Annotated in this window: 8 protein-coding genes; 6 read left to right on the top strand and 2 right to left on the bottom strand. The window is 69.6% G+C overall.

Translation table 11 applies throughout. The features are described 5' to 3' along the window. Positions 1 to 728 (bottom strand): GNAT family N-acetyltransferase (locus tag IFT89_RS14845; RefSeq protein WP_202939337.1); only part of this gene is annotated, 728 nt, incomplete at its 3' end. 212 nt (positions 729 to 940) lie between these two features. Here IFT89_RS14845 and IFT89_RS14840 point away from each other — a divergent pair. From IFT89_RS14840 to IFT89_RS14815, 6 genes are all read left to right on the top strand, one after another. Continuing rightward, the gene (locus tag IFT89_RS14840; RefSeq protein ID WP_079706865.1) at positions 941 to 2,227 is read left to right on the top strand and encodes an aspartate kinase; all 1,287 of its coding nucleotides are present in this window, start codon (positions 941 to 943) and stop codon (positions 2,225 to 2,227) included. Positions 2,228 to 2,341: 114 nt separating this feature from the next. After that, positions 2,342 to 3,409, top strand: a complete 1,068-nt coding sequence (locus IFT89_RS14835) for an aspartate-semialdehyde dehydrogenase (protein WP_192005618.1) — start codon at positions 2,342 to 2,344, stop codon at positions 3,407 to 3,409. Between the two features lie 34 nt (positions 3,410 to 3,443). Beyond that, positions 3,444 to 4,175 carry an SGNH/GDSL hydrolase family protein gene (locus IFT89_RS14830; RefSeq protein WP_202939336.1) on the top strand — a complete coding sequence of 244 codons (732 nt, stop codon included), beginning with the start codon at positions 3,444 to 3,446 and terminating at the stop codon, positions 4,173 to 4,175. Positions 4,176 to 4,290: 115 nt separating this feature from the next. After that, entirely contained in the window at positions 4,291 to 5,757 is a 1,467-nt protein-coding gene (locus IFT89_RS14825; protein WP_191941642.1) for a malate:quinone oxidoreductase, read from the top strand. Between the two features lie 72 nt (positions 5,758 to 5,829). Next, complete coding sequence (locus IFT89_RS14820) at positions 5,830 to 6,477, top strand: thymidine kinase (protein ID WP_191941641.1); 648 nt, start codon at positions 5,830 to 5,832, stop codon at positions 6,475 to 6,477. Then, positions 6,474 to 7,784, top strand: coding sequence for a UDP-glucose dehydrogenase family protein (locus IFT89_RS14815; RefSeq protein ID WP_202939335.1), 1,311 nt, complete (start codon positions 6,474 to 6,476; stop codon positions 7,782 to 7,784). The genes IFT89_RS14820 and IFT89_RS14815 overlap by 4 nt, the downstream gene beginning before the upstream one ends. Here IFT89_RS14815 and IFT89_RS14810 read toward each other — a convergent pair. Then, positions 7,760 to 8,197, bottom strand: a complete 438-nt coding sequence (locus tag IFT89_RS14810) for a VanZ family protein (protein ID WP_137243718.1) — start codon at positions 8,195 to 8,197, stop codon at positions 7,760 to 7,762. The two genes, IFT89_RS14815 and IFT89_RS14810, sit on opposite strands and share 25 nt — an antisense overlap. Between the last annotated feature and the right edge of the window lie 9 nt (positions 8,198 to 8,206).

Below are 8,206 nucleotides of genomic sequence, written 5' to 3'. Positions count from 1 at the left end.
CACTCGGCGACCACCGGGCGGGCCGACAGCTGCCGGCCGATCGCGGAGAAGCCGAGCTTGCGGGCGACGGCGCGAGAGCCGGGGTTCGTGTCGGCGGCACGCCACTGGGGGAGGAGCCCGCCCGCGAGGGCATGCTCGACCGCGGTCGAGGCCAGTCGGGTCGCGAGACCGGTCCCGCGAGCCTCCGGGGCGGTCAACGCCGTCACGTGCGCGACGCCCAACGGCCACGACCGGTAGCCGGCGACGGCGAGGACCCGACCGTGCTCGCGCACCGAGAACAGCGGCGAGGTGATGCCGAAGATCCCGCTCTCCGAGGCCTCGTCGTCGCCCACCTTCGACAGCAGCGACTCGATGGCGGGGTCGCTCGCCTTGCTCGCCACCACGTCGATCTCCTCGGCCGGTCGGAACCGCCCCGGCAGGAGGTAGTCGAGCGTTGCCGGCCCGAGGACCTCGGCGACCTGCACGCGCGAACGGAGGAACTCGACCGTCCCGACGCTCCTCGGTGATTCGTCCTCGATGGCGAGTCGCCTGGCGGTGTCCTCGTCGGGCACGATCGCGAGGGCGCTCCCGTCGATCTCGACGACGCCGATCCATCCGGGCGGGCACGCCATCGAGCCGGCGTTCACGACGACGGCGACGCGGCCGGCGGAGAACCGCGCGGTCGGCGAGGCGAGCCCCTGCCAGAGGCGTCGCACCGTCGCGAGCACCCGCGCGTCTTCCTGCTGCATAGGCCAACCCTACCGAGGCCCACCCGCCTCCCCACCGCAGGAGATCGGCGCGACAGCAGGACCGAACGGGCCGAAGCGTCCTGTTGCGGGGCGGATCTCCTGCCCCGGAGCGGGTGAGGGTGCCCTTCGTCACATGAACGGCGCGGAATGCCCGGATGGGTAGGATGATCGCTGGGCCGCTCGTGCCCGCACCGACTTCCCCAGGAGATCCGATGGCATTGATCGTGCAGAAGTTCGGCGGGTCCTCCGTCGCGGACGCCGAGAGCATCAAGCGCGTGGCGAAGCGCATCGTGGAGACCCGCAAAGCGGGCAACGAGGTCGTCGTCGCCGTCTCGGCGATGGGCGACACGACCGACGAACTGCTCGACCTCGCCCACGAGGTGACGCCCATCCCGGCGCCCCGCGAACTCGACATGCTGCTGTCCAGCGGCGAGCGCATCTCGATGGCGCTCCTCGCGATGGCGATCAGCAGCATGGGCTACGTCGCGCGATCCTTCACCGGCAGCCAGGCCGGCATGATCACCGACGCCCAGCACGGCGCCGCGCGCATCGTCGACGTCACCCCCGTGCGCCTGCGCGAGGCCCTCGACGACGGCGCGATCGTCATCGTCGCCGGCTTCCAAGGCTTCAACCGCGACACCCGCGACATCACCACGCTCGGTCGCGGCGGCTCCGACACCACGGCCGTCGCGCTCGCCGCCGCCCTCGACGCCGACGTCTGCGAGATCTACACCGACGTCGACGGCATCTTCACCTCCGACCCCCGCGTCGTCCCGAAAGCCAGGAAGATCGACCGCATCTCCAGCGAGGAGATGCTGGAGCTCGCGGCCTCGGGCGCCAAGGTCCTCTACATCCGCGCCGTCGAGTACGCACGCCGCCACGGCGTGACGCTCCACGTCCGGTCGTCCTTCAACAACAACGAAGGCACGCTCGTCCTCAACGACGCGAGCCGCAACAACCCAGGAGCAGGTGAGGCACCCATGGAGCAGCCCATCGTCGCCGGAGTCGCGACCGACCTCAGCGAAGCGAAGATCACCGTCGTCGGTGTCCCCGACCTGCCGGGCAAGGCGGCGGAGATCTTCACGATCGTCGCGAAGTCGGGCGGCAACGTCGACATGATCGTCCAGAACGTGTCGACCGCCGTCTCCGGCGTCACCGACATCTCGTTCACCCTGCCGAAGCCCGAGGCGCAGCAGGTCCTCCGCGCGCTCGCAGCCGAGCAGGAGCGGGTGGGCTTCTCGGCCATCCAGCACGACGACCAGATCGGCAAGCTCGCCCTCGTCGGGGCCGGCATGCGCACGAACACCGGCGTCTCGGCGAAGCTCTTCGAGGCGCTCAGCGCAGCGGGCATCAACATCGAGATGATCTCGACCAGCGAGATCCGCATCTCGGTCGTGACGCGTGCCGACACCCTCAACAAGGCCGCCAACGTGGTCCACTCCGCGTTCGGTCTCGACGGCGAGGACGAAGCCGTCGTCCACGGCGGCACCGGCCGCTGAGCCGACTCGTCCACAGGCTCCGGGACCAAGCCGACCAAGGACCGACGGGCGCAGCCCCGCCGATCCTGATGCAAGATGGTTCACAACCACCCCCCTGAAACCAGAGGAATCCCCATGAGCAACGGTGTACGTGTCGGTGTCGTCGGAGCGACCGGTCAGGTCGGCAAGGTCATGCGCCGCCTGCTGGAGGAACGCGAGTTCCCGATCAGCGAGATCCGCTTCTTCGCGACGGCTCGCTCGGCGGGCACGACGCTCCCGTTCCGTGGCCAGGACATCGTGGTCGAGGACGTCGAGACGGCCGACCCGAGCGGCATCGACATCGCCCTGTTCTCGGCCGGCGCGACCGGCTCCCGCACGCAGGCTCCGCGGTTCGCCGCTGCGGGTGCGCTCGTCATCGACAACTCGAGCGCGTGGCGGATGGACCCCGAGGTCCCGCTCGTCGTCAGCGAGGTGAACCCGCACGCCATCAAGGACGCGGTCAAGGGCATCGTCGCGAACCCCAACTGCACGACCATGGCGGCCATGCCGGTCCTCAAGGTCCTCGACGCCGAGGCCGGGCTCACGCGCCTCATCGTCAACACCTACCAGGCGGTCTCCGGGTCCGGGCTCGCCGGTGCGGCTGAACTCGCCGGCCAGATCGAGGCCGCGGTCGCCCAGGGCGACCTCACCCGACTCGTCCACGACGGTTCGGCGATCGACTTCCCGGCTCCCGAGAAGTACGTCGCCCCGATCGCCTTCGACGTCATCCCGCTCGCCGGCTCGATCGTCGACGACGGTCTGGGCGAGACCGACGAGGAGAAGAAGCTCCGCAACGAGAGCCGGAAGATCCTCGAACTCCCCGAGCTGCTCGTGTCGGGCACCTGCGTACGCGTGCCCGTCTTCACCGGCCACTCGCTCTCCATCAACGCCGAGTTCTCGCGCGACCTGTCGCCGGAACGCGCGATCGAGCTGCTCAGCGACGCACCGGGCGTCCAGTTGTCGGACGTGCCGACGCCGCTCGAGGCCGCCGGTGCAGACCCGTCGTTCGTCGGGCGCATCCGTCCGGATCAGAGCGCCCCGGCCGGCAAGGGCCTCGCGCTGTTCATCTCGAACGACAACCTCCGCAAGGGTGCCGCCCTCAACGCGGTGCAGATCGCCGAGATCGTCGCCGCCGAGCTGCTCGCACAGCCCGCAGCGGTCTGACCGGCCCTCCCTCCACCCGATCGGGGACGACGACATGGCCCGCCAGCGACCACGCCTGCGCCGACGGTGGTTGGCCGCGTTCATCGCGGCGGCCATCGCCGTCACCGCGGTGATCACCGTGAGTGGCCTGCGTGCCGACGTCCAGCAGACGACGGTCGCCCGCGCCGACACGGCCGGCTCCGAGGTCGCGGTCGGACCACTCGTCGCGTTCTACGGCGACTCGTACACGAAGGGTTCGGCCGCATCGTCGCCGGCCGCCCGCTGGTCCTCGCTCGTCGCGAAGGCCGAGGGCTGGACGGAGTACAACGCCGGCTACCCGGGTCTCGGCTTCGTCCGCAAGCGCGACAAGGTCGGCGATGTCACGGCCGACGTCATCGCGCAGCACCCCGAGGTCCTCATCGTCGCGCTCGGCATCAACGACAACTTCGAGTGGACCGGCAACGAGCAGGCGATCCAGGAGGCGATCCTGCCGGAGTTCCAGCGGTTGCGCGACGGGCTGCCGGGCACCCGCATCATCGTGGTGGAGCCCTGGTGGTACACCGCTGAGCGACCGGCGTCCGTCGAACAGATCATCGGATGGGTGCACGACGCCGCCGACACCATCGGGGCCGACTACATCTCCGGGGCGTCGCACTGGCTGGACGAGGACCCGGCGACGTGGATCTCCGCCGACGGCCTCCACCCGAGCGACGCCGGGTATGCACACCTCGCGCAGCGCATGCTCGAGGAGCTCGACGCCCTCACACCCGCGCTCCCCGGACGCTGAGCCCACGTCCACCCAGTCGGGCCGAAGTGTCTCGACATCGAGCGATCTCACTGCACGCGATCAGCGACAGCACGCGGGTGGAGAGCTCGGGCCTCGCCGCGACTAGACTGCTCTGGTGACCGAAACCATCGACGTAGCCCTCATTGGTGGTGGCATCATGAGCGCCACGCTCGCCGCCCTCATCCACCAGGTGCAGCCTGACTGGAAGGTCGAGGTGTACGAGCGCCTGAGCGACGTCGCACTCGAGAGCTCCAACCCCTGGAACAACGCCGGGACGGGCCACGCCGCACTGTGCGAGCTCAACTACATGCCGCAGGACGCCCACGGCCACGTCGACCCGGCGAAGGCCATCGGCATCAACGAGCAGTTCCAGCTCAGCCGCCAGTTCTGGTCGCACCTCGTCGAGGAGGGTCTGCTCGGCGCCCCCGACACCTTCATCAACCCGACCCCGCACATGACGTTCGTGCGCGGCGAGAAGGACGTCGAATACCTGAGGAAGCGCTACGAGGCGCTGAAGGACCAGCCGCTCTTCGCCGGCATCGAGTTCTCGGAGGACCCGGCCGTCATCGCCGAGTGGGCTCCACTCCTCATCAACCGTCGTGCCGTCGGCGAACGCATCGCGGCCACCCGGATCACCGCTGGCACCGACGTCGACTTCGGTTCGCTCACGCACAAGCTCTTCGGCGCAGCGCCGAACACCCACGTCCGCACCAACCACGAGGTCCGATCGCTCAAGCGGCTGAAGGACGGCACGTGGCGCATCCGTGGCCGCCAGACCCTCGGTCGCTCACCGATGGAGATCAACGCCCGCTTCGTCTTCGTCGGTGCCGGCGGATGGGCGCTCAAGCTGTTGCAGAAGTCCGGGATCCCCGAGATCAAGGGCTACGGCGTGTTCCCCATCGGCGGGCAGTTCCTCCGCACCGACAACCCCGCGGTGGTCTCGAAGCACCAGGCCAAGGTCTACAGCCAGGCCTCGGTCGGTGCCCCGCCGATGTCGGTCCCGCACCTCGACACCCGCGTCGTCGACGGCCAGGCGAGCCTCCTCTTCGGCCCGTACGCGACGTTCAGCCCGAAGTTCCTCAAGCGCGGATCGATGCTCGACCTCGTCACCCAGGTGCGCCCGCACAACCTCCTCCCGATGCTGGCGGTCGCGAAGGACAACCCGAGCCTCATCACATACCTCGTCGGGCAGCTCCTGCAGTCCCGCAAGCAGAAGATGGACAGCCTCCGCGAGTTCCTGCCGACGGCGAAGGACGAGGACTGGTACCTCATCGAGGCCGGGCAGCGCGCCCAAGTGATGAAGAAGGACAAGGCAAAGGGCGGGGTCCTGCAGTTCGGCACCGAGGTCATCACGGGTGCGGACGGCACGATCGCGGGACTGCTGGGCGCTTCCCCCGGCGCGTCGACGGCCGTGCCGATCATGCTCGACGTCCTGCGCAAGTGCTTCCCCGACCGGATGGCCGCGTGGGAACCGAGGCTCCGCGAGATGATCCCGACCTACGGCTCGACGCTGAACGACGTCCCCGAGACGGCCGCGAAGGTCCTCGAGAGCACCGCCGAGGCCCTCGACATCTCGCTGTAGCCGCCGCACGGGTGCTCGCCCGGCCCCTCGTCGGATGCGACAGGTGCAGCCTGGGAACCCTAAGCTTGCCTGGTGGCGAAACTGTACTTCCGATACGGGGCGATGAACTCCGGCAAGAGCACCGCCTTGCTCCAGGCGGCGTTCAACTACGAGGAGCGCGGCCACCGCGTCCTCCTCGCCAAGCCGTCCCTCGACACGAAGGGCGACGCCGCCATCGTCAGTCGCCTCGGTGTGACCCGCGACGCCGACTTCCTGCTCGGTCCTGACGACGACGCCGTCCGGGTGTTCGCTGAGCACCGTCGCCGCGTCGTGCAGGAGACCGGCGAGGACGTCAGCTGCCTCCTCGTCGACGAAGCCCAGTTCCTCCACGGGGAACAGGTCGACGACCTCCTCCGCATCGCGCTGCTCGAGGGCATCCCGGTGCTCGCCTACGGCATCCGGACCGACTTCCAGACCGTCGCGTTCCCCGGGAGCCGCCGCCTCCTCGAGGTGGCCCACAGCCTCGAGGAGCTCAAGACGATCTGTCGGTGCGGTCGGAAGGCGATCTTCAACGGCCGTCGGTTCGGCGACACCTTCGTGTTCGACGGCGACCAGGTCGCCATCGACGGCACCACCGTCACCTATGAATCGCTCTGCGGCGTCTGCTACCTGCAGGAGTCCGGCGGTCGCCTGTCCAGCACGCCAACCGCACCTCCCATCAGCGAAGGATCACACGCATGAAGCTCTCCGTCATCGGCTGCGGCTACCTGGGGGCCGTGCACGCGGCCGCCATGGCATCGATCGGGCACGAGGTCGTCGGCATCGACGTCGATCCGGCCAAGATCGAGGCGCTCGCCGCCGGACGCTCGCCGATCTTCGAGCCCGGCCTGCCGGAGCTGCTGCTGGCCGGTGTCGAGTCGGGCCGCCTGCGCTTCAGCACGGACATGGCCGACGCGGCCGGGGCGACCATGCACTTCGTCGCAGTCGGTACGCCGCAGAAGGCCGGCTCCAACGCGGCCGACCTGCGCTACGTGGACGCTGCGGTGACGGCCCTCCTGCCGTACCTGTCGGCTGGTGACGTCGTCGTCGGGAAGTCGACCGTCCCCGTCGGCACCGCTGCGCGCCTTGCGGAACTCGTCGCCCCCACCGGCGCCGTGCTCGCCTGGAACCCGGAGTTCCTGCGGGAAGGCTTCGCCGTGCAGGACACCATCGCGCCCGACCGACTCGTGTACGGGCTGCCGCCGGCTCCCGAGGACGCCGCCGTCGCGCGAGCCGCCTTCGACGAGGTCTACGCCCAGGCGCTCTCGACCGGCACGCCGCTCGTCGCCACCGGCTACTCGACCGCGGAGCTCGTGAAGGTCGCGGCGAACGCGTTCCTCGCCACGAAGATCTCCTTCATCAACGCGATGGCGGAGATCGCCGAGGTCACGGACGCCGACGTCACGGAGCTCGCCGACGCGATCGGCTACGACGCCCGGATCGGCCGCCGCTTCCTCAACGCCGGTGTCGGGTTCGGCGGCGGATGCCTGCCGAAGGACATCCGGGCTTTCACCGCTCGAGCCGAGGAGCTCGGTCGTGGCGAGTCGGTGGCGTTCCTCAAGGAGGTCGACGCGATCAACCTGCGTCGCCGTCAGCGCGTCATCGACCTCGTCGTCGAGGAGCTCGGCGGGAGCGCCTACCGGAAGCGGGTCGCGGTGCTCGGGCTCGCCTTCAAGCCCGACAGCGACGACGTCCGCGACTCGCCGGCCCTCGACGTCGCCGTCGGCCTCAACGGCCTGGGTGCGGAGGTGCTCGCCTTCGATCCGGAAGCGGTCCCCAACGCGCGTCGACTCCACCCGCAGCTGACGTTCGCAGACTCGGCCGAGCAGGCCGTGACGGACGCGGACATCGTCGTCGTCGTGACCGAGTGGAAGGCGTTCCGCGCTCTGGACCCCTCGGCCGTCGCCGAGCTGACCGCGGGCAAGACGATCGTGGACGGACGCAACTGCCTCGACGTGGACACCTGGCGGGGCGCCGGGTGGCGTTACGTCGGTCTCGGTCGTCCGTGACCGGTGACGAGTAGCCGGACGACGAGCACGATCGTCGCGCCGAGCAGCCCTCCGGCCGCATTGGCGTAGACGTCGGCGATCGTCGCGACGCGCTCGGGCAGTAGGGTCTGTCCGAGCTCGATCGCGACCGAGAACAGGGTCGTCGTCAGTGGTGCGATCCACCAGAGCCGCAACGGCAGCTCCAGAGCGAGCAGGGCGCCGAGCGGGATGAACAGCACGACGTTCGCGGCCGATTCGACGAAGCGGTAGTCGAACCAGGTCGGGGCACCCGCGGCCTGCAAGCGATCGAGGATCGCCAGCAGCGTCGTCCGGCCGTCGGCGTCGACGGGTGTCGGCCAGAACGCGATGCCGAGCATGACGCACAGGCAGAGCAGCAGCAGGATCCCGATCACGATGCGCGGCGTGCGGGTCATCTGCGGTGC

The sequence above is a fragment of the Plantibacter sp. CFBP 13570 genome, from assembly GCF_014841395.1.
GTDB classification, from domain to species: domain Bacteria; phylum Actinomycetota; class Actinomycetes; order Actinomycetales; family Microbacteriaceae; genus Plantibacter; species Plantibacter auratus.
This window is presented reverse-complemented; position numbering and strand designations above follow the sequence as displayed.

Coding starts and splice junctions, on each gene's coding strand:
- IFT89_RS14840 (WP_079706865.1), top strand. CDS start 941: ATGGCATTGATCGTGCAGAAGTTCGGCGGGTCCTCCGTCGCGGACGCC.
- IFT89_RS14835 (WP_192005618.1), top strand. CDS start 2,342: ATGAGCAACGGTGTACGTGTCGGTGTCGTCGGAGCGACCGGTCAGGTC.
- IFT89_RS14830 (WP_202939336.1), top strand. CDS start 3,444: ATGGCCCGCCAGCGACCACGCCTGCGCCGACGGTGGTTGGCCGCGTTC.
- IFT89_RS14815 (WP_202939335.1), top strand. CDS start 6,474: ATGAAGCTCTCCGTCATCGGCTGCGGCTACCTGGGGGCCGTGCACGCG.
- IFT89_RS14810 (WP_137243718.1), bottom strand. CDS start 8,197: ATGACCCGCACGCCGCGCATCGTGATCGGGATCCTGCTGCTGCTCTGC.